Below are 1,573 nucleotides of genomic sequence, written 5' to 3' on the forward strand. Positions count from 1 at the left end.
AGGCTCATAACCTGAAGGCCGCAGGTTCAAATCCTGCCCCCGCAACCAAAAATATTAAGATAAATCAGCGTTTTACAAGCCTCCCTCGCGGGAGGCTTTTTTGCATGCGCCGATGACTCAATACAGACTCAACAAAATCGACGGAGGTGGGGAAGGCGGTAGTGGCCGTCGAGTGATCGACCCGGCCTACTGCCTGGCCATAGTGGGGTGATCGACACGTACGATGAGCGCCGGATGACCGAAGAAGACCCCAACATCATCACCTTGGGAAAAAGCCAGCGCATCACCGTCGACGGCCTTCCGTTCTCCATCGAGATCTATCGCCTCAAGACCGATCCGCACTGGACCCTCGAAGTCGTCGATTGCGACGGGACCAGCCATGTCTGGAATGATCATTTCACCTACGATAAGGACGCTAAAAACGCCGCCGTGCAGGAAATCGAACGAGAAGGCACCGCCGCCTTCATGCGGGGCGACAATGTCGGCAAGTTTCCAGGGTGTTAGTGCAGACCCGAGCAAAGTAGCTGTCGGCCCATAACAGACGGTCAGACATTAACTGCGCGCGAGGCAGCATTGCCAACTGCCGTCGCTCAGACGTGTTGCAGCGCGCCAGTGTGTCGCTAGCCGGGGAGATCTTCGCCAGTTCCGCACATAGGGTCACTCCAAGGCTGCAATAGCCTTCAGGCGATTACCTCTATCTCACCAGGCTCGAACCACTCCTGCTGTATCATCGCGTCGCGTGCCAGCGTCGGATCTGCGGTGTAGTAAACGACCGCGAGGCTTTGCTCGGCGCGGCTGCAGGTCACATAGAACAGTCGCCGCGTACGATCGATGGTCGTCTCCTTCCCGGCCGCCTCATTTTCTAGATCCGTCTTGCTCTTCGCCTTCGTCGCGAACACTTTGTCATATGCGAACATGAAACCACGGGCTTCGCCTCAACGAGCGACCGCGTCTTTCCCGATCCGGCACCAGCGTAAAGGAAGAAGCTCCTCGGCTTCTCGATGTTCAGACAGGCGAGGATCGTCTCGTCGGCTTCGGAATCAAATTTGTCGTCAACGGCGCTCATGTGTTGAACCCTTCGACTTCGGTGACGACATGCTCTTCGACCGACGGGGCAGCCTCGACCTCTTCCTGGGGCGGCGCATCCTTAACCAGAGGCAGAACCTCCACCTGCTTTTTCTTAAGCTGCGCGAGTAGCCACTCAAGTCCCTCGGCAATGTAGCGCGGCACGACGATCGTGTCGAAGTTCTCAACCTCCATCACGTCAAGCGCAAACTCGGCCTTCTTGCCGTTCTTGAGAGCGAGGTACATTTTCTCTCCGATCGCGGCCGCCCCGCCACCAATCTCGATCGCATCGCGAAACTTACGGATCAGACCGGTGCCATCCAGTTCGGAGAAGAGGCTGAGGTTCTCGAACGCCAGCGCATCCTCAAACGTATACGGATATGCGACCTGAGCTACTCCCCGATCCTTGGACAGTTTTCCGGCTGATTTAAGCTACTGCCTGCGCCTGCTGATCGGTTTCGATGGTGTTGAAGTAAACCACGGCAGGCGGCTGCCCGCCATGGGCGGT

3 protein-coding genes are annotated in these 1,573 nt (G+C 57.3%); 1 reads left to right on the forward strand and 2 read right to left on the reverse strand.

Annotated elements, in window-relative coordinates:
- Positions 1 to 234 precede the first annotated feature (234 nt).
- Positions 235 to 504: a hypothetical protein gene (locus OC159_RS19885; RefSeq protein WP_265502960.1), complete on the forward strand. Its 270-nt coding sequence runs from the start codon at positions 235 to 237 to the stop codon at positions 502 to 504.
- A 176-nt stretch (positions 505 to 680) separates the two neighbouring features.
- On the opposite strand, the gene OC159_RS19890 is transcribed toward OC159_RS19885, so the two are convergent.
- Together OC159_RS19890 and OC159_RS19895 are read right to left on the reverse strand one after the other, a co-directional pair.
- Entirely contained in the window at positions 681 to 917 is a 237-nt protein-coding gene (locus tag OC159_RS19890) for a hypothetical protein (protein ID WP_265502961.1), read from the reverse strand.
- 145 nt (positions 918 to 1,062) lie between these two features.
- Entirely contained in the window at positions 1,063 to 1,311 is a 249-nt protein-coding gene (locus OC159_RS19895) for a hypothetical protein (RefSeq protein ID WP_265502962.1), read from the reverse strand.
- Between the last annotated feature and the right edge of the window lie 262 nt (positions 1,312 to 1,573).

It is taken from the genome of Paracoccus beibuensis, from assembly GCF_026162625.1.
Classification (GTDB): Bacteria; Pseudomonadota; Alphaproteobacteria; order Rhodobacterales; family Rhodobacteraceae; genus Paracoccus; species Paracoccus beibuensis.

Coding starts and splice junctions, on each gene's coding strand:
- OC159_RS19890 (WP_265502961.1), bottom strand. CDS start 917: ATGTTCGCATATGACAAAGTGTTCGCGACGAAGGCGAAGAGCAAGACG.
- OC159_RS19895 (WP_265502962.1), bottom strand. CDS start 1,311: ATGTACCTCGCTCTCAAGAACGGCAAGAAGGCCGAGTTTGCGCTTGAC.
- OC159_RS19885 (WP_265502960.1), top strand. CDS start 235: ATGACCGAAGAAGACCCCAACATCATCACCTTGGGAAAAAGCCAGCGC.